The sequence below is a fragment of the Moorena producens PAL-8-15-08-1 genome (assembly GCF_001767235.1).
Lineage (GTDB): Bacteria > Cyanobacteriota > Cyanobacteriia > Cyanobacteriales > Coleofasciculaceae > Moorena > Moorena producens_A.
Genome location: NZ_CP017599.1, coordinates 4,449,376 through 4,473,835 on the forward strand (window position 1 = coordinate 4,449,376; position 24,460 = coordinate 4,473,835).

Consider the following 24,460-nt stretch of genomic DNA (forward strand, 5'->3'; position numbering starts at 1 on the left):
AGGCAAGTTGCTAAGGACTAACGACTAAACAGCCTATAGTATAGGCTGACAAAAAATTCCTTGACTGGAAACGCTAAATAGGTTATGGGATTAATCGTCACAATGATGTTACGCACATCACGAGTGGCTAGATTAAGGATTTGCTGGGCTACCCAATCCCCTGACATGACCCCAAATGGATTGAGATTACTTTTAAATGGTCCGAGGATTACTTTACGTACTACACAAGGAGCATCTAGACGACGCAGGGTAACTAGGTCTCCTAGGGTACGTTTGCTCAGTTCATACAAAGGACTAAACGCTGGATTAACTTCTGCTTCGGAAGTATTAACCCAAACTTCCTTGCGAGCAATATCTTGGTTCGTCCGAACCGTGGATAAAAACATCTCTAGCAACCGCCAACTTGATAATGTGTTGACCTCGTAGGATTTTGCGATCGCATCGGCTGTCCGTTCTTGATGAACATTAATGCCGTGATTGAGAATTAGAATATCCACATTTTCAAAATGTGGGGCTAGTTCAGACTCTTTACTCACTTGCCAAGTCAAGGTTTTTACTGGCAAGCTTTCACCATTGACACTTAAACTAACAGTTTGTTCTTTAGAGGTCAGAGCAATCACTTTTGCTCCCCGTTGCTGGAGATGGTACAACAGTGACTGTCCCAGAGTTCCCGATGCTCCCGTCACTGCAATAGTTTTTCCTTGGAGCGATAGTGCTGTCCCCATCAGTTTGTCTACTAAAGTCAATGTGCCGCCATAGTAAGCCTTTTGGTTATCAAAGTGATGTCGCCAATGGTAGCTGCGATTTACCATCCAAGGGGAAGGAGGATATAGGAATGGACCCGGAAGGTGGGTCATATCAGTCAACTTATCGGCTCCCTTGATGCCATAGCCACGAGCGATCGCACCAAATAGAAATACCATACTGTACACAGAACCAGCCAAAGCTGCCCAATGCATATTTGGTGTCCAGGTATAAGCCAACCACCATAGCACCAAGCCTAATATTAGCATGACCAAGGCTTCTGGTACATCATTACGCCAGTGCGCCTGTCGATAAATGGTATCACTGACAGCAGTTAAATCCTGACGGAAGACCCGATGATGCCACACATGCAAGCGATACAGGGGTGTCCAGTGATGGGACAGGAGGTGATAGAAGTCTCGCACCAGTTCTACCCAAAGAATAGAACCCAGTCCCAAAACCCCTATAGCTAGCCAGAAATCTACCATGAACATGATTATGATGCCTAGAGTGAACAGTAACTTGTTGTGTTGGCAAATTGCCCATTCACATCATAATTAGGTAGGTACAAATAAAACTAAGATGCTGAGGGTGAACCATTAACACTCACCCCTCACCCGTCAACTTTCACCTATCAACTGTCACCTATAAACCCTGGCCTTTGGCCACGCGTGCGCGTTCAACCCTGGCCTTAAGGCCGTAGGCCACGCTGCGCGAACGGCCACGCGTGCGCGTTCAACCATCAACCATCAACCTTCAACATTCCATCTTCCATATAAGACACTTGGTCAGCGACATCGATAATACGAGGATCGTGAGTTACCATCAGCACTGTGCAACCTTTTTCCTTAGCCAGACGACGCAGCAACTCAATCACTGTATGACCACTGTGAGAATCCAAGGCTGCTGTTGGCTCATCTGCCATAATTAGGGGTGGCTCTTTAGCTAAAGCCCGTGCGATCGCTACCCGTTGCTTCTGTCCCCCTGACAAGTCACTCGGTCTAAGATGTCCTTTCCCCTCTAAACCAACCTGCTCTAATAAGGTTTTTGCCTGCTGTCGAGCATTGACCCCCTGAATTCCCTTAATGTTTAGCACAACTTCCACATTTTCTGCTGCTGTCAGTGCCGGAAATAGGTTGAAGTGTTGGAAAATAAAGCCAATGTGTTCCCGTCGAAACTCTGCCAGGTTAGTTCTAGACATACCGGTAATTTCTTGACCCAGTAAATAGACTTTTCCCAGTGTCGGGGTCAGTAATCCCGCCAAGATTGACAAAAGGGTAGTCTTGCCAGAGCCAGACGGTCCCATTAAAAGTTGGATATCACCACGTTTGACTTCCCAGTCTATTCCTTTGAGGACTGGAACACGGTTTTGTCCTGACTGGAAGTCCATCTGCACCCCTTTAGCAAGAATGGAGCGTAAACCATATTTAGGTAAATCTATAACTTTAGATACTTTAGAGCCGCCCTTAATCAGTTTTTTGGGAAACACCATATATTAAACTTTAGCAGCACCCTTTGACTATACTCTTAGGTCGTACTGCTGGAAATTGACGACTCCCCATCGCTAAAGCTAGGGGATTGTGACAGGTTGATCGGCGAACCGGCGAGCTACACTGAACAAAAACGTTTTGTTTCACATCAGACGGACTCGCCATAAGTCCTACTGCTAGAGATAAGACTTACTATGCTACATCTTATCTCTAGATGCGTTTTGTCGGATACTTGTTCCGACTGCTTCTACTTCACCCTTATGCCTTATAGTGCTAAGGATCGTAGATAAAAGCGTAGGTGGAAGCTACACCGGTGAACTACAATAGCCTGAGCTTACGCTACAGCAATGGATTCGGACTTCACAAGGAATTTCCTAAATTTTAGTTGCCCAAACCCAGGTCTTATATTCCTGCCGTCAGCAGCAGTCCTAATTTCTAAGACCGATGATTCTGCTTGGTTGTTTTTTTGCCAACAAAGTTTTTTGACTTGGTTATCGTCAAAGCGCGTTTTTGATGCTAGCAACTTCTTGGCACAATTCCCAGAAAAAGGCTCTCCCATACAACGCTCACCAAGCACTGATAGAGCGCGGGACTTCCCTCCTAACCCTTAATTCTGGCAGATAGCTACTACCTAATTTCAATTGTAACATAAATCTTCTCGACTGGGAATATTCCCATCCCATCAAGCTAGGGGCAAAGATAGCTGATTGCTGATTGCTCAATGCTTAACCCCTTTTCGCGCTTTGAGAAACCCAAGGCAGCAATTGATTAACATCTAGCAAAAAGACTGTCAAAGATAAATTTTCTTGGGGAATCACTGCCACATGACTAGCAATTCCTAGGGTATCAGCTTGACGAAAAGACTCTGGTAGGGTACGAATATCACTCACGGAAACCTCGATCAAATTCGGTGTTTTGAGTACAGGGATACCAAATCCTTCACCCATTGTATTTTGAGCAATCAGCAGGAAACGTGCTGGGTTAGAAGTGCTGATTTTGCTAGATTTAAATAACCGGCGATGCAAGTCGATAATAGGAATTTCGTGGTCATCGATATGGGCAATGCCTATATCATTAAGTCCACTGCTATAAACAGTTGTGTAATTAATTACTTTGTTGACACACTCAATCGGAAACGCGAAATTGATGCTGTCTATTCTAAAGACCACTAATTTCAAGAATGATGTAGCCTTATGATTTGGCGATAAATGAGTATCATTAAGCTGGGAGTAAATTAAGTTATTTTTCATAATCTCGAATTCATTATTTTATGAAAAGTATGAAGTCTTAAATATTCCAAGTCTTCTGTTCAGGATTTGGAAGCAAGAGGAATTGAATGGAGTAACTCACCATACTAAGTTTGTATACTTAGGATGAAAAGTATCATGATTCACGATAATTCAATGATCTGGTTGCAAGTAACTGATTAGTCGTGGACACCCCTCAAGAAGCTAATTCCTAATTGCTAAAGGCTGATTAGGAATAGCTGATAGCACCTCAATTAGCACCTCAATTAGCGCCTAAATTAGCGCATTAACTGATAGATTAATAATTAAAATTAAGATTTACTTTGTTCAATAATATTTTTGATTTTTCCAATAAAATCTTGTTCAATATAAGGTTTAGTAAAGTAAGCGTTAGCACCCAACTGCATTGCCAAACGCTGATGTTTTTCACTGCTACGGGAGGTAAGCATTGCTATAGGAATTTTTGATAACTGATGGTCTTGGCGACGTTGACCAAGAAACTCAAAACCGTTCATATTCGGCATTTCAATATCACAAATTATCATCTGCACTTTTGAACTTTGCCGCAATTGTTCCAAGGCTTCGTGTCCATCCCGAGCCTGTAACACTCGGTAACCTGCTTTTTGCAAGCTCATAGCCAAGGTTCGTCGTAAACCTGTCGAATCATCCACAATTAAAATTGTCGGAACTGGAGCAGTTTTAGCAGGAGTTTGAGTCCGGTTAACCGATGACTTTTTCTTAGTGGTAGCTTCGAGTATATGAGACAAGCTTCTCGGTTTAGTCTCTTCATGGCTTTGAGCTAAAAATTGCTCTAGCAGGGTGTTACCATCTATTACCGGAATTAAACTACCATCCCCCAAGATGGTACAACCATAGGTATAACTGGGAGCCGCAAGCACTTTGCCAAAGGGTTTAATCACTAGCTCTTGCTCTGTGATCACGCGATCGATTTCTAAGGCAAAAGCCTGGTGGTCTCGACGCATTACTACCATAGGTAACGCCCAATCTTCAGGGGTCGGAACATAAACTAAAGCTTTGCTAGGAGTGGTTTCCCTGACTGGACAGTTATATTCCAAAAGATCAGACATGGTATAAGTGGGAACCATTTGTCCGCGCCAGAGCAAAAACCGTTTTGTCCCAGATTTTTGGATCTGATCCCCCTTGGGAACCACAATTTCTTCAATACTGTCTGACGGTAAAGCGATAACAATTGGACCGACTGTAGCAATTAGTAATTTAGCAATGGTTAGAGTTAACGGCAGCCGTAGGGTAAAGGTTGTACCCTTACCTGGGGATGAGGTGACAGAGATTTTACCTTTGAGAGCTCGAATTTGAGAGCGTACTACATCTAAACCTACTCCCCTACCAGACAGATCACTGACCTTAGCTGCGGTGGAAAATCCTGGCTCAAAAATCATCTTTAACAGTCGGGATGGGGGAGCTTTAGCAATTTGTTTGGCTGACAACAATCCCTTGGCCAATACTTGGTTACGAATGCGTTCAATATTGAGACCTTCACCGTCATCCTTGACTTGAATGATGGTTTGATTGCCTTTATGGTAAGCTCGAATTTCAATTTTCCCTTCCTCTGCTTTACCTCGTTTCCGCCGAATTTGAGGGGATTCAATGCCATGATCAAAAGCATTGCGGAGTAAGTGTAGTAAGGGGTCATAAAGTTTTTCCAGGACTGCTCTATCCACCAAAACCCCTGTACCACTAAGCTTGAGTTTGGCTGGCTTGTGGTGTTGGGTAGAAAGATCCCGTAAAGCCCGGGGAAAGCGGTTGAGTACTTGACCCAGAGGCAACATCCGCGCCCACATCAGCTCGTCTCGTAGCTGAGAAAGCATTTGCCGCTGTTGTTCCAAGGTCTGATCAGACTGCTGAGCAAATAGGGTTATATCCCCCACGGCTTCCTTAAGCAGCATCATTTCTTCTTGTAGTCCTTGGATCAAAGAATGGACGTTGCTATAGCTATCCATTTCCAAGGAATCAAACAGGGGTTTGTTCAATGGGTCTGACTCACTTTCTAGGCTCTTTTCCCCTGACCACGTTACCGATTGCTGGGGTGAGTTTTGCTCACCAAAAGAATTCGTCCCTTGTTGATTCCACTCATTCTGACTAAGGGAGGCAAAGCTAGGATTTGACACCATTGATCCAGCACTTGAGGCACTCGCTAGACTCTGATCAGATAACTCTTGTAATTGACTAACAATGGTTTGACAAAGGTCAAATCTTTGGGTAAGCTCCCGCACTGCTGCTTGTAATTGTTCATTTTGTAGGCCAATACTATTACGGTTGATCACCAGTTCCCCGACCTGATTGTTCATCCGTTCTAGTCGCTTTAAGTTAACTCGGACTGAACTCTCAGGGGAGATAGAGGTTGGACTTTGGCTGGGATGGTCTGACGGCTTAGGAGTAGCTTGATTAGATCGAGTAGGTTGATCTTGCTGGGATTTAGCTGATTGAGTGGTTTGGTTGATAGCTAATTCATTGGCTAGGAATGCGGCTGCTGGTAGGGTTGGTGGTGATGGAACATCTGAAGCAGGCATATCCTGGAGCGGTGGCAGGCTTTCAAAGATTTGTTCAATCTTTTCCACTGCGGCTTCCAGGGTTTTTGGTACCTCTAGGGATGAGTTCTTCCGGGGAGCAGAAGCAGTGCTTGATGGATTAGGCGAGTTCGCTACTGGTTTAGATCCTGGGGTAGGGTCAGCCTTAGAGTTACTCAGGTCTTGCTGGTCTTGCTCCGAGTGTGGAACAGTTTCTGCAGTGGGGGAAATGGTTTCCTCTCGGAAAGATGCTTCTGCCTCTTGGACTGGGTTAACTTGATCCTCTGAAGGCGTAGATTGATCAGATGTTAGGTCTTGATTGACTTGCCCCAAGTCACTAGTTCTGAAATCAGCAAGAATCGGTGGGGTCAGAGGAACTTCCTCAGCTGGCAGGTTCACTTGGGGCTGCTGGCCAGTGGTTTCCTGGGCTAGAGCAACATCTTCAAAGAGTAAGGTCTGTTGATCTTGGTTAAAGTTGTTAAAAATATCAGTAAAATCAGCTGAGTCGGTAACCTTCCAAGATGGTGAGTCTTCAGTGGCTTGATCTAGCTCAGTTTCCTGATCGGCAAGGGTGGGTGAGGTCTCGAAAGTCTCTTCACCTAGTGGATTGAGTTGGGATGGTTGGGTAGCGGTTTGCTCGGATAAGGTAAATTCTTCAAAGGCATTGGTTGCTTCGCCTAGGTTAAAGTCACTAAAGATATCTTCAAATTCAGAGGTGGTATTAAGACTATTTGTAATGTCATTAGCTGGAGCGGCAGGGGCTTGTGTTAAAGCCACTAAAGCAGTCGAGGGATTTCCCCCTTGAGTGCGATCGCCTTCTAGTACAGCAGCTCGTCCTGTTGTAAAATCAGCTAGGGCGAGTTCAATAATTTTCAAGACTTGGTGGGGATTTTGCTCTACTGCCGCTACAGCCGTTTGGGCAATCGCTCCAAATCCAGACAAGTTCAGTAACTCAGCAAAGCCAGCAAATACGTCGGCTTGTGCCTTTAATTCCCCCACGACCTCATAATTTTGGGGATTGGCTAAGACAGCAGCAAGACGTTCTAGTCCCTGAGCTACATCAACCTCAAAAATAGAGGATACAATATCAATACCCAAATCACCGGAACTAGGAATGTAGTTATGAACCTGTGTCAGGGCATCACCGAGTCGTTCTTCGATCTGGGCATAAGTGGATTGAGCCCTGGCCAGGGCTTGTTCTGGGTCAAAATAGCCTTGCTCAATTTGCTGGATGAGGGGGTTCCGGAGGCAGTCATAAGCTTTGAGCAGCAAGCTTTCTAGCTCAGTATCAAGTTGTACCTCTTCGCTGTAGAAAGCCTTGAAGATATCTTCGAGACGATGAGCCAAGGTTTTAATTGCCTCTAGCCCAACACTGGCAGCACCTCCCTTGATGGAGTGAGCGGCTCGCATTAAATCGTGGATCTTAGCCGTGGTTCGTTCTTGCTGGAGATTCAGTAAGCCTGTCTCGATCAGTTGCAACAGCTCTGGTGCCTCTTCGATAAAAAACTGATAGGCTTGGTCTTGGATCTCAGAGTGAGTTGCCATGGTTGTTAATTGGTCATTGGTCAAGAGAAAATTGCAAATTGGTCATTGGTCATTGGTCATTAACAAAATACTAATAACTAAAATGACGCTAGCTCACCTTGAACTTGCCCACACTATCTTGGAGTTGCTCAGCCACTTTGAGCAGTTGTTTGAACGAGTTAGATACTTGGGTGACTTCTGTGGAGGTTCTATTCGCGATTGCTGCTACGTCAGCCATAGTTTCAGTCACTGATTCGCTGGCTTGGGTTTGATCAACAGCTGTGATGGCAATTGCTTTGACCAACTCATTGATCTTGACCGTTACGGCAGTAATTTGATTCAAACTCTGCCTGGTATCATCCACCAGTTTAGTTCCAACTACCACTTGCTCAGTTCCCTCTTCCATAGCGGCTGCCACCTCATTGGTTTCCGCCTGAATGTCCGCTACCAGCTTTTCAATTTCCGCAGTTGCCTCCGCCGATTGATGGGCCAAGGCTCGTACTTCATCAGCAACTACCGCAAAGCCTCGACCGGCTTCCCCAGCACGAGCCGCCTCAATAGCGGCATTGAGGGCTAACATATTGGTTTGCTCAGCAAAGCCACTAATCAGGTTGACTACCTTAGAAATCTTTTGGGACGATTCCCCAAGACGTTTGACCTTCTTAGCCGTACTACCTACAGTTTCCCGAATCGCCATAAAACCTTCCACAGTCAGGTTCATAGCAGCATCCCCAGCTTCCACCGTCTGAGCTGCTTGTTTGACTGCGGCTTCGGCTTCAGAGGCACTGGCAGCCACAGAGCGAGTTGAGACTGTCATGTCATGAATTTTTTGTAAAGCATTAGCAATTTCCTCCGCCTGTCGTAAAGCTTCTGTGGAGAGCTCTGCAATTGCTGCTTCATCTTGAGTAGTGGTGGTGGTGACTTGCTTGGTTGCCTGTTGGACTTGCAGTACAAGTTTCCGCAAGCTTTCGATGGTAGCATTGTAGGAATCGGCAATGGTTCCCAATTCATCAGCAGTCACCTGGGCTCGAATAGTCAGGTCTCCTTTACTGACTGGCTCTACTTCCATCAACAGTTCTAGAGCACGCTTTTGGAGCTCCTCTTTGATATGGCGCTGTTCCTGAGCAAGATTTTCTGCTTTTTGGCGGGCTGCCTCCATTTGTTCTAAGGATATGGCTCGCTCCATAACATTGCCCAGCTGAACAGATAACTGCGTCAGGAAAATGATTTCAGACTCTTGCCACTGGTGTGGAGCCGTACAATGATGAGCAATAAGTAAACCGTAGAGTCTTTCTGCGTGGACAATTGGTGTCACTAAATTTGCTTTGATTTGCAATCGTTCCATCAACTTCTCGTGGTCACGATGAAAACTTGCTTCAAAGACATTATTGGTGGCAACGACACGCCCATGTTTGTAGCCATCAATCAGCTGCTCTGGAATACAAGCATCTTCAATTTTTTTCTTAACCATATTGTCAACTGCTTTGGGCCAACCGGGTTGAACTGCCTCGAATCCAATGTAGCCACTACCATCAGGATTCAGGCGGTAGATAACTACCCGGTCAGCATTCAATTGATTGAGGGCTTTTTCCACCGCTTCTTGGAAGAGAGCTTTGAGGTCAAGAGATTTGTCAATCGGGGTAGTAGCAAAGTTAATAATGACCTCTGCCCGATTTGCCTCTCGACTGACCACCTTTTCCTGACTGGTAACACTGTCAGCCATTTCATTAAAGGTCATCGCGAGCTTACCGATCTCATCGTTAGTGATCAGATTGCTTCGGAGGTGACGTGACCCTTGAGCAAATTGCTCGGCTAAGTTTTGTAGCTGTTGGATCGGTTTAGCAATGGCTCGTCCTAGCAGAATAGCTAGTAATATATCAGCAGTCAAAGCCAAGATCACTACTACCAACTGTAACAGTAGGTTGTCGGTGAGCAGGAAGTTTAGTTGAGCTTCTGAGGTTCCCCTTACCAAAAGGGCAACTGGCTTACCATTAAAATTATTTAACGTCTTGGCAGCCACTGTATAGGTTTGCCTCCCTATCTTGATGCGTTTGGTAATTGGATTACCCTGAGCTGTTACCGCTTGATTCAGGAAAGGGGTATCGGGCAAGAAGACGTTCGGTTGAGCTTCTCCTAAATTGGTACTTTTACCCTGGTCTAAGGCAGTTGCCAAGAGGAATTGACCATCGGGTTGACGTAGATATACCGCACTATAACCTCCGCCAAAAGACTTTAGGGTATCCTCGACGATAGGCAGCTTGTCATTGACAATATCCCCAGAAACCAGTACTCCCAAAACTGCTCCTGTATCGGTGGCTCTAACCGGTGTCACGGTATAGCGAATCAACAGATTGTTTTGGTCGTCAATCCCAGCAGGTAGGAAGGGAGACTCTTGAGCAACCTCAGACCAGCTGACCAGTTCACTGGTTTTAATTTGCTGAGGATTTTCCAGAACCTGACTGACTAAGTCATTGGGATCGAAAAACTCCCCAGTTCGATCAGAATTAGCATTGACAAGAATTCGCCGATCCTTTCCCACCAACGTGGCATATTCAATCCGACGAGTCTGGATTTCTTGCTGGAGAATATCTTTGACTTCTTTGAACAACCCAGGGGTTAAGGGTTTGCCTTGAGCATGGGTTTGAACCGCTTGAATAATTGCGCTATTGTCAGATTGTCCCCGAAAACCAAACCCCATCTGATTAATTTTGATATTATATATAATATCCATAACCGCCAATTCTGATTTGGCTTGGTTGATTAACTGAGCACGACCTCCTGTAACAATCAAAAAAGCCCCCACACCTGCTAAGCCAACCACGGAGATCACTTCTGACGTGAACAAGGCTAGAAGCTGCTTCCCTTGTATGGGCAGGTTATAAAACCATTTCAAAAATAAAGATGGAAGTCTTTGGGGTGGTGCAAGCTTTGACTGGATTAACTTAGGTAGTGGTAGCAGTGATTTACCCAGTTTGGTTTTCAGGGTAGATGTTGACAGGTGAAAAGTTTTGTGAGTTCCAGTATGACCATTATCAGATAAATTATCAGATAAATTGTCTAATAATTTATCTGATAATTTAATATCATGAGTATCAATCTGGTGACCATTGTGATCCTTAAGGGAGTTATTCTGAGGAGGAATTTGAGTCATGGAATACGCCCAATTAATTAAAAATAGGTAGTTTCTCGTTGTCAAGACACCCAGGGTTTGGACATCGCTGCCACCATTGCCTAACTCGGGGTGACTGAAAAATTTCAGGAGTTACAGTCACAGAATTCCCAGTCAATCTTGTTGAGTTCACAGTTACTTTTAAAATGGCAATTAATAATTAACAATTAACAATTAACAAAGAACACTAACTCACCTTGAACTTGCCTACACTATCTTGCAGTTGCTCGGCAACTCTGAGCAGTTGTTTAAACGAGTGGGATACCTGCAACGCTTCTATGGAGGTATGATTAGCGATCGCTGCCACATTAGTCATAGTCTGAGTCACTGATTCGCTCGTTTGAGTTTGCTCAACAGTTACCGTAGCGATCGCTTCGACCAACTCATTAATCTTGACCATTACTGTAGTGATTTGATTCAAACTCTGCCTGGTATCATCCACCAGTTTCGTTCCTCCTACCACTTGTTCAGTACCAGCTTCCATGGCAGCTACCACCTCATTAGTTTCCATCTGGATTTGTGCCACAATTTTTTCAATTTCTGCCGTTGCTTCTGCTGATTGATGGGCTAAGGCTCGCACTTCATCAGCAACCACCGCAAAGCCTCGACCTTCTTCCCCAGCACGAGCTGCCTCAATAGAAGCATTTAACGCTAGCAAGTTGGTTTGAGCGGCAAAATTACTAATCAGGTTAACTACTTTAGAAATCTTTTGGGAGGATTCCCCAAGGCGTTTGACCTTCTTGGCAGTGCTGCCTACAGTTTCCCGAATCGCCATAAAGCCTTCCACAGTGAGGTTCATAGCAGTATCCCCAGTTTGGACTGTCTGAGCCGCTTGTTTGACTGCAGCTTCAGCTTCAGAGGCTCTAGCAGCCACAGCTTGAGTTGAAGTGGTCATGTCTTGAATTCGTTGTAAGGCTGCAGTAATTTCCTCCGACTGTCGCAAAGCTTCCGTAGATAGTTCTCGAATTGCTGCTTCATCTTGAGTAGTGGTGGTGGTAACTTGCTTCGTTGCCTGTTGCACTTGCACCACAAGTTTCCGCAAGCTTTCAATGGTAGCGTTGTAAGAGTCAGCAACAGTTCCCAATTCATCGGCGGTTACACGGGCACGGATCGAGAGGTCTCCTTTACTAACTGGGTCTACTTCCATCAGCAATTCCAGTGCTCGTTTTTGAAGCTGCTCTTTAGCAGTCCGTTGCTCGGTTTCAGCAATTTTTTGCCGTTCTAAGAGGTTGATCCGGTCAAGGGTTAGTCCCACTTGGTTAGCTACTTGGGTTAAGAAATCGATTTCCGAAGCTTGCCAGGCTCGAGGTTCACTGCATTGGTGAGCAATTAATAAGCCCAAGAGTTCCCCTTCAACCACAATCGGGGTAACTAAATTGGCTTTGACCGCAAAGGGTTCTAACTGCTTCAGGTAACACGGGGTCAGACCAGCTTCATAAATATTGCTTGTTGCCTTCACTCGACCTTGGATGTACTTATCCACGTAATCCTTTGCAAAACAAGGGTCAGCAATTTCCGCACCGAGAGCCTGGGGCCAACCCGCAGCCACCGATTCAGCAATGACAGTACCTTTCCAATTAGGGTCAAAGCGATAGACAACCACTCGATCCGCATCCAGTCCTTGTCGGCTCCCTTGGACTACCATATCCAGGATCTCTTGGAGGTCAAGGGCTTGAGTTAGCTGAATCGTAATGTCTTTCAGTTGCTTAGCACGCTTAGCCTCAAGGCTTTGGTCTTGTACCAGAAGTTTAATCCGGGCTACTAGGTTATTAAAGGTGTGAGCCAAGGTTTGGGTTTCTGCGGTACCACTTGCTTGAGCAATCGCATCTAAATTACCCGCAGCCACCTCCTTGGCTGTATCAGACAATTGACTCAGAGGAGTAGATAGGCGGCGGGATAGAAGCAGAACAACCACCAGAGTAACTGCTCCCAAGCCTAGGGCTATGAAGAGAAACGCTACAATTAACTCATTACCAGCGTTTTGCTGTTCTGATTTGTCCACAGAAGCAACGGATACCCAATCCGTGTGTGGGTTAGTCACAATGGTATAGAACTTATTTTTATAGAGGAAGTAAACAATTTTTACCTGCGTTCCCGTTTTATCCGTATAGCTCGAAAGTCTTGCTTCCCTTAGTGAATACTGAGTTTTAAAGCGATTGAAGTCTTGCTTCGTATTAATACTTAGCTGGGTCGGTGTGTTGACTAAAAACTTAGCAATTTCCCAAATCGCTTCACCCCCAATGATATTTTCCTCATCCAGACTACCTTCAGGGGTGAGGGTACTAATTACCATGCCTTGGCTAGTGTCTATCAGCTGCACTTGTTGGGAACCCATCAATCCGATATGTTCTAGATAAGGGAACAGTTGCTCTAATTGATTCATGGGTAGCACAGCTTTAATCACCCCAAGAAATTCTCCTGATTGAGGATCCTTGATGGCCTGAGCAAGATCAAAACCAAAGACATTAGCTGAATCATCAAAGTCCAGTTCACTGACCCAACGCCCTTGACGCTTTGCTTGTTGCCACCAGTCTTCATCCCTTTGCACAAAGTCAGAGGTGGGATTACTATAAGCAATGTTGTACCCATAGCGGTCAGTGACAAATAATTCCCCTAGACCTAAATCCTTAACGATTCTCTTTAAGTAACGATTGAGTTGTGGATTGGGTTGGAGGAGCTTTGTGTTTTGAAAACGCAATTCAATCTCGTCAATAGCCAGTTTCTGAAGTTGTTGCTGTTCTGCGGTTTTGCTACCAGCATGAGCTGCATTGATGACTAAGGGATTACTAGCTAATAAGGTTGGTACGGTAAAGGTATCCTTAATCAGTTGGCTAGCTGCTTCACCAGCAATTAGAGCTTGCTCCTGCTGCTGTAATTTATTTCGCTCTTTGTCATGCTCGTGAACAATTCTGTAACTTACTAGGCTAGCCAGAGTCAGAGGAATCAATACCGTTGGCATAATCGTTGTCAACAACTGGCGGCTGAGAGTATTTTTATTCCTCTGATTTTTTTTTTGAGTTTTGAGCACTTCCAGGAGCTGATCTCCTGCATTGATATCTTGGTCTGCCCAATGAGTGACTTCGGTCTCAGCTTCTGTTAACTCTTGAACAACCCGCAAGTTAACGTTAGAAATAGTTGAATCAGGCAAGAGTGTTTTAACCAGCGCATTTTTTGTTTTTACAATCTCACTATTATTGCCATTTAAATTCAAGTTATTCGTTTCTTTTTTCATGATGCAACACTTAGTTTTTATCTCCGTTTTTGAAAATTAATCTTATAATTAATTAACTACTAATTATCGATAATTATTTTTGATAATTGATTATGAAATAATAGGTTCAGGTTACCGTCCCTGAATAGTATAATTAAAACTTGGTATCAAAAATTAGTTGGCCATCAAAAACTACTAGCATTTCCCCACCATGTTTTAGCCAATATCCCTGTAAAAACTTTGCCAATTCTGGATTCATGCTTGATGATGGCAGAGGTTGAATCAAATCGGGATTGCACCATTCAATGTCCTCTACCCGGTTGACAACCAACCCTAGCATTTGGTTGTATTTAATGGACTTAGGATCATGAGACTGGATATGCAACACTAAGGAGGTGTAGTGTGATGTGTTTACCGGTTGCTGATGCCAAGGAGTTAATCCCACAATGTGTCCAAGATCGACCATCCAAAGAACTTCACCCCGCCAGTTGTAAACACCCATGACCCAAGGTGGCATATGGGCAATTGGAATAATTTGACCAACACCAATAGTCAGCACTTCAGTCAGCTGATTAATTGGCATTAAAGCAGTAGTATCAGGTACTAGATGAAACCGGAGAAACTGCTGTCTAATTTCATTCGCAGCCGTTTCAGTCGCTGATGATGGGGAAGCTGAAGCTGGGACAAACTTGGACACCATGATGATCTCTGTTTTTTTATATCTGAGATTTAGCCCTTGACCAGTTGTTTAATGATTTTTAGGAGTTCTGCGTGATCAACAGGCTTATATAGGTAAGCATCTGCTCCCTGCTTCAAAGCCCAAAATTTATCCATTTCAGTATCTTTGGTGGAGCAGATTATCACAGGTATTTGGCTTGTCTTAGCTTCATTTTTAAGGGTTCGACAAATTTCAAAACCACTGCGATCCGGAAGGACAACATCAAGCACAATCAAATCTAGCTGATTACTGCTAATTTTTTCTAGGGCTTCTGAGCCATTATTGGCAGTTAATACATTAAACCCATTTTGCTTGAGATAACCTCTGAAGATTTCTAGATCTGTTAATGAATCTTCAACAATTAATGCGGTAACCATTTTTCTACGATTTTTTAAATAACTATAAAATTATAAGCAGATAAGCAAGTGTTTAAACGTTTTTTTTTAAATACTTAAATTTCGGCTATCTAGTAAATTCTAAATAATTTGTTTAAGATGTTTAATGATAACTCTCAATACTTCTTCAGGATTGATGGGTTTACTCATGAAATCTGAGGAGCCAACCATCTTAGCTCTCACACGGTCGATAATGCCGTCGTTACCCGTTAAAATTACGATCGGAGTATTGCGGAAAAAGGAGAGCTTACGCAATTGACCACAAATTTCATAACCATTAGCATTTGGCATGACCAAATCTAAAAATATCAAATCTGGCTTAGTAGCTAACAAAGTAGCGATCGCCCTAAGTGCATCATTAATAGCCACAAAGCGATAGCCTTCTGAGGTAAGAATTTTTTCCATGCTTTGGCAGATCAGGGGACTATCATCCACACAGGCAATCAAAGGTTTTTGCTCAGGAACAGTTTTTACCGATGTTTCGTTCGGAGGTAGTGAAACTGGAGCAGGTAAATCCGGAATCTCTATCAGTTCCACTAATCCTGATTGCAGGTGAGGTAGAATCGAGAGAGTAACTGCCCTAGTATCCCGTTTCATTAGTATGGCCAAGTCTCGTAGGGTATATTGCCCATTCAACAGCTTGGTCATAGTTTGGTAAGCCTGAGGGGATGTTTTAACTCTAAGTTGCTCGGGCTGCCTGATTATTGGTGCCCGATTAGGGCAGCGGTCTGCCACACGAGCACTTTGCCAAGCTTCCCAAACTTGATCAGCGTCATGGATGACTTGCTCTGCGTCAATCAAGACCAGTGGTTTAAATAATGATGATAATGATGATGAGGAATCTGGTTTGATTTGATAGGTGATCTGCATGCCTTGGGTAACATCAAAAAGTATTTCTACCATGACAGACTGAATCATTTTGACGGCTTGATCACGGGTCACCTTGTGCAGATCTACCCATAGGCATAGCAAATGATAGTCCCAACAGACATTGACATCTTCCCAATTGGTATTAGCTAGATCGTCTTGGAGTGATGAAAGCTGAGCAGATGTCTGAGGACAGTGAATGAGTAAGTTTCTACGCCACCGTCTCACTGGATGAGTCCCTCCAGTAGCGTACATCAGGCGACCCATATAAATGTGAAATATCCATTCTTGTTTACTAGGATCACTTAGAATGAGTTGACCGCTAAACCGAGGCTGCTTTAAAATTTCAAACAACCCTGCTTGTTTGACGGAAGTAAACTCTTTGATTGGAATTAGAGGATAATTTTGTTCTATCGCCATCATTGCCTTTGGTTTACCTGATTGCCGTTGTCAGCAAAACTCCGAAGTCCTAGTGCTGCCATTACCGGATGGGATTTGCCGATTGGCGTGAGACTTTCTTAACCATAGGCAAGAAAAAACACCGGGAACAGTTAAAGACTTTCACCGAGATGCACAAGTAAAATATGATTGATCAGGTAACTGCTAGCTCAATGCTACAGAATTTTATAAGGTTGACGTATCCGTGAGTTTACACAAATTACAAGAGATAGACTATGGGGTATTTACGCATTGAAGGAAGTTTTTGATTATTTATGACCTTCTATGCCAGAAAACTACTGAAATGTATCACTCTTGCCACTGAGCCATGTTGCCATCTTGGCAGGGATTTACAAAAATTTACTGGTTCGTTAATGTTAGTTAATTAAAAGTCTATGAGCTACACTGACTTTATGAGGTTGACTGTAAGCATTCACCAAGGACGGGCTACAGCTCTGAAACCCTTGCCCTATTCAGTTCTAAAAGCTTTTTCAATCAACAGAGTCAGCCCATAGACTAGTTGTCGTCGCTGACGCTTGCGATCAGGCCTTCTTCGTACCAAGGTTGGGAGAAATAACAATTACCAAAAACCCACACCTTAAAATTTATAACCTCTCGGACGTTATATTACTTAACAGTTCTCTCGGCATGATCTCCTATGGTCTCTATTGCTCGCAAAAACCTCTGGGCAGACATCCCTCGCTTTCTGGTCGCTCAAGCAGGAATTATGTTTGCCGTTAGCCTAGTCACCATTCAAACTGGTCTACTCAACGGGTTCACTCGCTCTACAGTTCTTCTGATTGAGGGGTCGGAGGCAGATATATGGGTAAGTTCTGAGCGAATGGTTCAGTTTGAGCTAACCGAGCCACTTTTAAAGAATCAGCTGGATCAAGCTCAACGAGTCAAAGGTGTGGAGCGAGCAGAAGCACTACTCATGGGGCCAGGTCGATGGCGTCCTCTTAAGGGAGATACCAGTCCTGTGAAGTTGATTGGATTTGACCTAGGGGGAACACTGTTCCAACCCGGAAAAATCACTCGGGGTAGACTGAAGACCCTTAAGGCGCCTTACACGGTTATGGTGGATCAAAGCAGATTACCGACGCTCAATGTGACAGATATCGGTGATACTGCTACGGTTAACTTCTTGCCTGCTCGCTTGGTCGGCCTAACCACAGAGAGTCAATCCCTTGTAGCTAGCCCATTTGTATTTGCTTCCTTAGAAAATGCCAATACCTATATCAACACAAGCTATACCTCTAAGCTTAACTGCACTGTAGAATCTTCAGATAATTTGCAGTGTACCACTATTTACGAAAAGTCAAAGTCTTTGAATAAGTCTGATGAGTCGGAGATTCCTGAACCTACACCTTTGACCCTGACAGACCCCATTACCTATATCATGGTAAAGGCTAAAGTAGGTCAGGATCTTGAGCAACTCAAACAGAATTTAGAAGTTGCTTTACCCGGGACTCGTGCTTATACAAAGGTTGAAATGGCACGCAGGACCCGAAATTACTGGCAGGTGCGAACAGGTCTTGGTTTTGTATTGGGTCTAGGTGCTGCTGTGGGAGTGATTGTTGGCATGGTAGTTGTCACTCAGATTCTCTACGCCTCAGTTTCTGACCATATCAAAGAGTTTGGTACCCTAAAAGCAATGGGCGCACCAGATCGCTTTATTTATAGTGTTATTGTCGAACAAGCCTTGTGGATGGCTGTTCTTGGTTATGTGCCTGGTATGCTCCTTTGCTGGGGGTTGAGTGTGTGGGTTAAATCAAAAGGAATTATCCTTTTGATCACGCCAATATCTGCAACAGGTGTTTTTGGTATAACTGTGGTAATGTGTGTAACTTCGGGTTTGTTCGCTATCCAAAAGGTGACTCGTATTGATCCAGCTATTGTATTTAAAGCCTAGAAACCCTTTTGAGTCATATCATGTCCAATTTAATACTTATCATTCTTGGTTGTTTGTGAATTGTTAATTGTTGTTAATTGTAAAATGTTAATTGACCGTAGACCATTAACATTTTACAATTAACGACTTCCTTGAATAGGAATTGATTAACTGGAATCGATATCACCCAGTTATAAAATTAAACTATTAATAGTTAAAAAAAAAATTAGTAAAGTGGGATATTATGACTATTCTCGCTCAGCAATTAATTGGTTAGTAACTTCCATGACTGCAGGAGGCAAGGTGAATCCGCCTTCATATTTTTCCACTAGGGATCGCTGTCTGAGGGAGGCTAGAGCCCTGAGTAATTCCTGAGGCGATATCTCCAGTAATTCATCCTGTAATTGAGTTAGCATTACAGGTTCTTTGTGATTAGCCATGGTATATATAATTTTATGTTCCAAATCTGATAACCTATCTAAGATTTCTTCGATAAAGTCACTAACGTCATGAGTAAATAGGGTAGTTGCCAAAAAATCAGTCACACTGCCATCAAAAACTTCTTTGATGGTTATGGCAACAAGTTTTAACATCAAGGGATTACCACGATACCCATGAATTAAATAGTCCCAGTTTTTCTGCCCAGACAATCCTTTTTCCTGCAAAATATACTGAGCGGCTTCTCCTAAACCTTCAAGTTTTAAGGAACGAACGGGTGAAGTCTCTCCTTCTTGTAACGAAATTTCGCTGAGTTTCTCCTGACTGGTAATCAACAAACAGCTTTCATGGGGTTCTTCTCCCCACCGTCTGATGAATTCTCCATAGCCTTCGTACCCTTCTCGGTAGATGCCCGCAAGTGTACCAATCTGTAGAATAGATTCGGCACCGTTGAGGACTATCAAACAGCGGTGTTGGCGGCAGTACTCAATTAGTTGGGAGATAAGCTCCTTGGCAGTTTTAGGACTAGGGAGTGGGTTTAACCCTCCTGCTGTTTCATATCCTACAGTTTCTAGGGGCCCAGATAAAGATTGGAGCAGTGCTGCTAGGATATCCTCTAACCGGGGTGCCTGACGTAAGGAACGCCATACCACATAATTGAACTGATCCTGAATTTGTTTAGCCAGCTTCACTGACAAGGTGGTTTTACCAATCCCTGCCATACCCTGTAGTGCCACCAATCGGCAACGATCTTTAACAATCCATGTTTCTAACTGGCGTAGTTCTTCAGTACGACCATAGAAAACAGAAACATCTGGTGCCTCACCCCAATCCATCTGCTTGGGGTTTGAGGATTGGACAGTAGAAATAGGGGTATAGCTTCTGCAGTTAGAGGAGATATCCTGGGTTTCTAGATCACTCTGATAGCGATTGACCAGCAGCTGTTGCAGTTTGGTTAGCTTTACAGGCCCTGTCCCCGATATAGGAAACTTTTTGTAGACCTCGCTGAGTCTTTTGCGCACTGCATGTTCACTAATGTCGAGGATTTTTGCGATCGCGTTTGTCGATTGACCCTCCATCGCCAAAGCCACAACCTCCAGCTCGGCTTTAGATACACCGTGTTCATTTGCGATCGCTTTTAGAAAGTCATAGGGAATCACAGTTGCACGCTCATACTCATAGAAACCTGATAGTTCATTGTAAATCCTCTTTCTGAGAACTGCTTGCCATTTTGGTCATTAATATGAGTCTTATAGCGCTACGCGCAAGGCAAGAGGCAAGAGGCAAGAGGCAAAAGTTTACTACACAAGGTTTTCAGCTTGTATCAATGTCCTAACTTTAATGCGTAGTGCTATACCTCCAACTTATGTCCCGATCAATTCAAACCCAACTCTGGCAGAGACACTTTGTCAAACCCCTATGGTTGAGGCATGTGCTGCCGGTTCATGTTTCTTAAATCCATTCTTTATGCATTGCGCGAGTGGGGTGGACTCCTTTGACCGCGCTAGCTCCCCTGTTCTCTTGCTGCATCGCTAACAGATGTAAGTGTGTTCGTCAGACGCTCCTGACGAAACTATGGCTAGCGATATCAATGTTGTTTTAGTACATTTGCATTTCTCAGGGGTAACTTCACTCAGCATAGGAAGAACCTGAGTTCGACGTAACGCTGAAAGCCTCAATCTATCCTAGTCCCTGAAAGCTTGTATCCCTGCGGTGCGACCCAAGGGCGCGAGCAATCCCTCGCGCCCTTGCAGGCGCGCAGAGTTATTTTTTCTGGAGTCTACGCTAATCTCGAACTCAGGTGAAGAGGGCACTCACAACCAACCTAGACCATGCCTTGCTGTGTACGACCAGTTCTACTTCCCATTAAATACTCACTCTGCTAAAATTCATTATTATGAGTTAGACATAAGAATGAATTTTCACCTGAGTTCAACGTCACGCTCAAAGCCTTAATCTAGCGCCTTAATCTAGCCTAGTTGCCCAAATCTTATATCCTTTACTCGTTCATGGAGCGATCGCTGATATCGAACTCAGGTTGAACAGGTTTGTTGTTGCCGTTCATCACTGACTAATGACTGTGGATTTGATCTAAGTAAACAGATCTGTGATCAACCAATGTTCTGGGCACAATTGACCGTGGCAAACCTGATAGACCTGACCATTAACTGCTAAAAACCGATTTGCCTTGGTAGTAATTATGGTAATTTTCTAGTTAATGGTGCAATGCGGAGGCGAAAATAGCGGTAAATACAGCCGAGGTTGAGTACAACAATATATTGGCGGATGAATCTCAAAGAACCCGCCATTAATCGATAAATCAAGCAGGACATAGGTTCAACGATTACTATCTAGTATCGGTTTCACCACTAAAAAGCCAGCACCAAATGCGCTCAAGACAATTCCCAAAATGGCTATAACCAACACCCAGCCATTGACATATGACACTGCCTCTGGCTGCGAACTTCGCAGGGAGCGATTGTCTTGTTGTTCAATCACTAGAGTTTCTCGATAGGAAGAGGGAGGGGTTTGAGGTTTCCTCTGAGGTGGTGAAAATTCACCCCCTGGGATAGTTTTACCCGTGCGCTGGGATGGAATTGGTGGAGCTTGACGGGGTTCCGGCGGCTTGACTTGCTGAGGTCGATGGACTTCAGCTGGACTCACTGGTTCTAAGGAATTGATCACCTGCTGTAGATGCAGAGCTGAATTAATAACTTTTTTAACTTCCTGTCGCAACTGCTGGTGTTGTTTAACTAAATGCTGGTTTTGAGAATGGAGAGAGTCCAACATCGCCTGTGTTGCTTGCAACTCAGCTGCTAGTTCCCGGTATACAGAAATTGGTACTGACGGACAGTATGTATTCGATTTGTTTGCCGATGTTGAACTAGGGTAACGATCGCTACTGGATTTGGGCATAGGGTGATTGGTTCGGTGATTAGAAGTCATAAGTATAGCTAAACTTCATCCAAGGCAAGAATAGTTGAAATTTTAATCTGTGGGCAGCCCTTTTTGGCTCAAAGCTAGGGAGATAGTCAACAAAAACTCCCACTCCATAGTCTGGCTGATTCAGCCTATTGATAGTGATAACCGAAAAAAGTTTCTCATGGGTTCAGGCTCAAGAGCAATGTCTAGGGAAGTTTTCACCCCTAGTAGTAAAATCACCAATTACCAAGGGTACCGACAACAGTCTTGCCTTGGCTATAGGTTCCGAAAGCTTTACTTCCATGCCATCTGGATTTGTGCCAGTTTTTTTCTACTCCTTTGGTCCTCTGGGAAAACGACGCCGTTGCAGGAATTCTGGAATATCTAATCCTGGTCTACTCTTAGGCTCAACCTTGGGAGTAGGGGGCATCGGTGTAGGAGCAATCGGTCGCCGATTCAAGGGAGATTCCACGGATTTAGGTGCAGACTGGGCTTCTCCGGTAAATCCCGTAGCAATCACAGTAATTCTAATTTCACCCTGCAGCTTATCATCAATTACTGCTCCAAAGATGATATTGGCATTGGGGTCAACCACTTCATAAACAGTTTCTGCTGCTGAATTCACTTCATGGAGGGTCAGATCACTGCCACCAGTAATATTTAAAACTACCCCTCTAGCCCCTTCAATAGAAGACTCCAGCAGAGGAGAAGAAATGGCGGCTACTGCTGCCTCTCTAGCTCGGGATTTTCCAGAACCCATCCCGATGCCCATCAGAGCCGAACCAGCATCTGCCATCACCGCTCGCACATCGGCAAAATCCACATTCACCAAGCCAGGAATAGTAATAATATCAGAGATCCCTTGCACCCCCTGACGCAGGATATCATCAGCTACTTTAAATGCTTCTTGAACAGGAGTCTGTTCTGAAATCACTGACAAAAGTTTATTATTGGGAATAACAATTAGGGTATCGACTCGACTCCCCAGAGCGGCAATTCCTTCCTCGGCTTGGGAAGTACGGCGGCGTCCTTCAAAGGTAAATGGACGAGTGACCACTCCCACGGTTAAAGCACCCATCTCTTTAGCAACTTCTGCTACAATCGGGGCAGCTCCTGTGCCAGTGCCACCCCCCATCCCAGCAGTAATGAAAACTAGGTCAGTGTCTTCTAGAGCCTGGGCAATTTCCTCCCGGGATTCTTCAGCGGCTTTTTGACCAATGGCTGGGTTCCCTCCTGCTCCCAAGCCTCGAGTCAACTTCTGCCCCATTTGTAAGCGCTGGGGTGCTGCTGATTGGGCTAGTGCTTGAGCATCTGTGTTAATTGACCAGAACTCTACTCCACTGACATCACTGGCAATCATGCGGTTAACTGCGTTACCACCACCCCCGCCAACACCAATGACCTTGATTTTTGCAACGCTACCTGGCACGATATTGTCACTCCTAGTTTCTTCCCTGGGTATGCGATTAGAATCATAAGTTTGACCGAATTGTAATACAGAGTTACTAAAAGGATGTGTATTGTCGGATCCTAATGAAAGATCTGCTTCTGCGATGATTTTAGAACTTTGAGCAGCAAGCCCTAGTTGACTATTAAGCGTCATTGCAAGAGGTGAGGGTAAGTGTTTATCTTTATCTTTATAAGTTATATGTAGCAGTCTGAGTTAACTATAGAGTAAGTTGATTGAAAAACCAAAGACCCTGGCAACGGCTGGCTCTATACCGGATAACTGACCTGAAACAAAACATAGGTTGCTGGAAATATCACCTCGGTTTAGCTGTCAGAGTAGGGATGTAGAGCTGTCTGACCTTCAACGCTTATCGTTATTTAACTCTGGATTCCACACTTTTATGGTCTGTGATCATTTGAATCGATGGTAAGTCTGGGTTTTGCAAGTCAATGTAAGCTATTTTGCTCTTTTGTGTGCGCTTCGGCAATTCTCGCATCTGATCTAGAACTCTCAGTTGCGTGGAAAAGTGTTCACTGTAAGGACCTAAATGTACATTTCCTAACTCGGTTTTCAGAATTAAGTTGGCTGGATTTCGCCAATCGATCTCGAAAACTGTGACAGCCGAATGACTCACAGCTTGATAAACATCGAACCAGTAAGGGCGATAATCGGAATTTTGACCAATCACTTTCAACTTCGGCAACTTCAGGTTGGCCGAGAGTGGTTCGTAACTGCTCTTGGGGCTCCAGATCCCTTGCTCATCGACTAAACCCAAGGTTGGGGTAGAGTTTTTAGTTTTTTTGGTTTGGAGCTTACTCTGGTCAGCAATAGCCACTGGTTGACGCTCTCTAACTTGTATTGTCAATCCTGGTGGTATTAGTTGACGGCTAACATTAGCCGAAGCAATAGGAGCTTCAGATTCCAAAAACTCGGCAAGGACTTGGGGTTGTACTTGTAGTAAAGACTGGGGATAGGATAAAGGCAGCAGGGAGCGTATCGCTTCAGCAGAAAGCCAATAATTCCCTTGAATCTCGATTTGTTCTGGGTGACGAATCATCCAATCTGGTAAAGTTATTGCCCAGAGTAAACTTCCAGCGATACCGCCCACCAAAAGTGTACGCCAAATCCTTTGATAAAATTGAATCCGGCGTGTCCGTCGCAGTTGTTTGCGTCGATTAGACAATTGTGATTGAGAGACTGATGCGATGTTGGTCATCTACTACCGATCAATCGACAGAGTACATTTATGACTTGAAGTAAGCCTAACAATTGGGGCGTGGGCGTTTTTTGCGCATTGCGCGATCGCTTCACGCCAATCTACCCAAAAATCTGGGTAACGACAAGGTTTGAACTGTGCAATTGCTGACTGAGCACCAAATACTTTTTTTAATTTAACCACTACTAGGTTCC

General features: G+C 44.2%; 14 protein-coding genes. 1 reads left to right on the top strand and 13 read right to left on the bottom strand.

Translation table 11 applies throughout. The features are described from left to right. Positions 1 to 17: 17 nt before the first annotated feature. The 9 genes from BJP34_RS16525 to BJP34_RS16570 all read right to left on the bottom strand — a co-directional run bounded on the left by BJP34_RS16525 (position 18) and on the right by BJP34_RS16570 (position 16,334). On the bottom strand, positions 18 to 1,232 hold the full coding sequence (locus BJP34_RS16525) for a bifunctional sterol desaturase/short chain dehydrogenase (RefSeq protein ID WP_070393285.1): 1,215 nt from the start codon (positions 1,230 to 1,232) through the stop codon (positions 18 to 20). Between the two features lie 254 nt (positions 1,233 to 1,486). Next, complete coding sequence (locus BJP34_RS16530; RefSeq protein WP_081431210.1) at positions 1,487 to 2,236, bottom strand: ABC transporter ATP-binding protein; 750 nt, start codon at positions 2,234 to 2,236, stop codon at positions 1,487 to 1,489. Positions 2,237 to 2,959: 723 nt separating this feature from the next. Continuing rightward, positions 2,960 to 3,484, bottom strand: coding sequence for a chemotaxis protein CheW (locus BJP34_RS16540; RefSeq protein WP_070393287.1), 525 nt, complete (start codon positions 3,482 to 3,484; stop codon positions 2,960 to 2,962). Between the two features lie 308 nt (positions 3,485 to 3,792). Then, positions 3,793 to 7,572, bottom strand: coding sequence for a response regulator (locus tag BJP34_RS16545; RefSeq protein WP_070393288.1), 3,780 nt, complete (start codon positions 7,570 to 7,572; stop codon positions 3,793 to 3,795). A gap of 88 nt (positions 7,573 to 7,660) precedes the next feature. Beyond that, a complete protein-coding gene (locus BJP34_RS16550) occupies positions 7,661 to 10,702 on the bottom strand; it encodes a methyl-accepting chemotaxis protein (RefSeq protein ID WP_149031014.1) in 3,042 nt (1,013 codons plus the stop codon). A 205-nt stretch (positions 10,703 to 10,907) separates the two neighbouring features. Continuing rightward, a complete protein-coding gene (locus BJP34_RS16555) occupies positions 10,908 to 13,952 on the bottom strand; it encodes a methyl-accepting chemotaxis protein (RefSeq protein ID WP_229424404.1) in 3,045 nt (1,014 codons plus the stop codon). Positions 13,953 to 14,085: 133 nt separating this feature from the next. Then, entirely contained in the window at positions 14,086 to 14,631 is a 546-nt protein-coding gene (locus tag BJP34_RS16560) for a chemotaxis protein CheW (protein ID WP_070393289.1), read from the bottom strand. Positions 14,632 to 14,660: 29 nt separating this feature from the next. Further along, positions 14,661 to 15,026, bottom strand: coding sequence for a response regulator transcription factor (locus BJP34_RS16565; RefSeq protein WP_070393290.1), 366 nt, complete (start codon positions 15,024 to 15,026; stop codon positions 14,661 to 14,663). Positions 15,027 to 15,125: 99 nt separating this feature from the next. Beyond that, the gene (locus BJP34_RS16570; RefSeq protein WP_070393291.1) at positions 15,126 to 16,334 is read right to left on the bottom strand and encodes a response regulator; all 1,209 of its coding nucleotides are present in this window, start codon (positions 16,332 to 16,334) and stop codon (positions 15,126 to 15,128) included. A gap of 673 nt (positions 16,335 to 17,007) precedes the next feature. On the opposite strand from BJP34_RS16570, the gene BJP34_RS16575 reads away from it, so the two are divergent. Then, positions 17,008 to 18,261, top strand: coding sequence for an FtsX-like permease family protein (locus BJP34_RS16575; RefSeq protein ID WP_070393292.1), 1,254 nt, complete (start codon positions 17,008 to 17,010; stop codon positions 18,259 to 18,261). A gap of 227 nt (positions 18,262 to 18,488) precedes the next feature. Here BJP34_RS16575 and BJP34_RS16580 read toward each other — a convergent pair whose 3' ends face one another. The 4 genes from BJP34_RS16580 to BJP34_RS16595 form a co-directional block, all read right to left on the bottom strand. Further along, positions 18,489 to 19,838 (bottom strand): NB-ARC domain-containing protein, encoded by a 1,350-nt coding sequence (locus BJP34_RS16580; protein ID WP_070393293.1) that lies wholly within the window; start codon positions 19,836 to 19,838, stop codon positions 18,489 to 18,491. A gap of 1,177 nt (positions 19,839 to 21,015) precedes the next feature. After that, positions 21,016 to 21,594, bottom strand: a complete 579-nt coding sequence (locus tag BJP34_RS16585; protein ID WP_070396714.1) for a hypothetical protein — start codon at positions 21,592 to 21,594, stop codon at positions 21,016 to 21,018. Positions 21,595 to 21,931: 337 nt separating this feature from the next. Further along, positions 21,932 to 23,203 carry a cell division protein FtsZ gene (ftsZ, locus tag BJP34_RS16590; RefSeq protein WP_070393294.1) on the bottom strand — a complete coding sequence of 424 codons (1,272 nt, stop codon included), beginning with the start codon at positions 23,201 to 23,203 and terminating at the stop codon, positions 21,932 to 21,934. A 220-nt stretch (positions 23,204 to 23,423) separates the two neighbouring features. Continuing rightward, positions 23,424 to 24,266, bottom strand: coding sequence for a cell division protein FtsQ/DivIB (locus tag BJP34_RS16595; RefSeq protein ID WP_070393295.1), 843 nt, complete (start codon positions 24,264 to 24,266; stop codon positions 23,424 to 23,426). Positions 24,267 to 24,460: the final 194 nt, after the last annotated feature.

Excerpts from the sequence above, each read along its gene's own strand:
- BJP34_RS16525 (WP_070393285.1), bottom strand. The coding sequence starts at position 1,232 with ATGGTAGATTTCTGGCTAGCTATAGGGGTTTTGGGACTGGGTTCTATT.
- BJP34_RS16530 (WP_081431210.1), bottom strand. The coding sequence starts at position 2,236 with ATGGTGTTTCCCAAAAAACTGATTAAGGGCGGCTCTAAAGTATCTAAA.
- BJP34_RS16540 (WP_070393287.1), bottom strand. The coding sequence starts at position 3,484 with ATGAAAAATAACTTAATTTACTCCCAGCTTAATGATACTCATTTATCG.
- BJP34_RS16545 (WP_070393288.1), bottom strand. The coding sequence starts at position 7,572 with ATGGCAACTCACTCTGAGATCCAAGACCAAGCCTATCAGTTTTTTATC.
- BJP34_RS16550 (WP_149031014.1), bottom strand. The coding sequence starts at position 10,702 with ATGACTCAAATTCCTCCTCAGAATAACTCCCTTAAGGATCACAATGGT.
- BJP34_RS16555 (WP_229424404.1), bottom strand. The coding sequence starts at position 13,952 with ATGAAAAAAGAAACGAATAACTTGAATTTAAATGGCAATAATAGTGAG.
- BJP34_RS16560 (WP_070393289.1), bottom strand. The coding sequence starts at position 14,631 with ATGGTGTCCAAGTTTGTCCCAGCTTCAGCTTCCCCATCATCAGCGACT.
- BJP34_RS16565 (WP_070393290.1), bottom strand. The coding sequence starts at position 15,026 with ATGGTTACCGCATTAATTGTTGAAGATTCATTAACAGATCTAGAAATC.
- BJP34_RS16570 (WP_070393291.1), bottom strand. The coding sequence starts at position 16,334 with ATGATGGCGATAGAACAAAATTATCCTCTAATTCCAATCAAAGAGTTT.
- BJP34_RS16575 (WP_070393292.1), top strand. The coding sequence starts at position 17,008 with ATGGTCTCTATTGCTCGCAAAAACCTCTGGGCAGACATCCCTCGCTTT.
- BJP34_RS16585 (WP_070396714.1), bottom strand. The coding sequence starts at position 21,594 with ATGCCCAAATCCAGTAGCGATCGTTACCCTAGTTCAACATCGGCAAAC.
- ftsZ (WP_070393294.1), bottom strand. The coding sequence starts at position 23,203 with ATGACGCTTAATAGTCAACTAGGGCTTGCTGCTCAAAGTTCTAAAATC.
- BJP34_RS16595 (WP_070393295.1), bottom strand. The coding sequence starts at position 24,266 with ATGACCAACATCGCATCAGTCTCTCAATCACAATTGTCTAATCGACGC.